General features: G+C 41.4%; 2 protein-coding genes. One reads left to right on the top strand and one right to left on the bottom strand.

From position 1 onward, the window contains the following. Positions 1 to 98: triose-phosphate isomerase (locus tag FLQ44_RS24690; protein ID WP_338117476.1), on the bottom strand; the 98-nt coding region annotated here is incomplete at its 3' end. A gap of 46 nt (positions 99 to 144) precedes the next feature. Here FLQ44_RS24690 and FLQ44_RS11155 point away from each other — a divergent pair. Continuing rightward, positions 145 to 447, top strand: a 303-nt coding sequence (locus tag FLQ44_RS11155; protein WP_206208826.1) for an efflux RND transporter periplasmic adaptor subunit, incomplete at its 3' end; no start/stop codon positions are given.

Raw genomic sequence — 447 nt, forward strand, 5'->3', positions numbered from 1 at the left:
GCTTCAACTGTAATTTGAGTTAAACCTTCACGAATTTTTGCATGCATCGCTTGAGCATCTTGTGGCGACGCGGTCTTGCCTGTTCCAATCGCCCAAATTACTTCGCCTGATCCTTCTCGATCTGCTGTTCAAGGGACAGTAAGAATGATTGCACCAGTGATCGACCCACAAACACGCTATGGTTTGGTTTATGTCGATATTCCAACCACTGATGCAGTTCGTATGGGCATGTTTGTTAAGGGCGAATTTGATTTAGGTCAAAAACCCGCTTTAACTGTACCACAAACCGCAGTCTTGTTACGTGATGGTTTCTCTTATGTATTCATAGTGAATAAAGATAATCGTGTCTCTCAACAAAAAGTCAGCATTGGTGACACCATGCGTATTTCATTGGCAGCAGAGCCTGAAGAAGAAGTTAAAATTGGTTTTGATATTTTAAAATCATTG

Source organism: Vogesella mureinivorans (assembly GCF_007644035.1).
In the GTDB taxonomy this organism is placed as follows: Bacteria; Pseudomonadota; Gammaproteobacteria; order Burkholderiales; family Chromobacteriaceae; genus Vogesella; species Vogesella mureinivorans.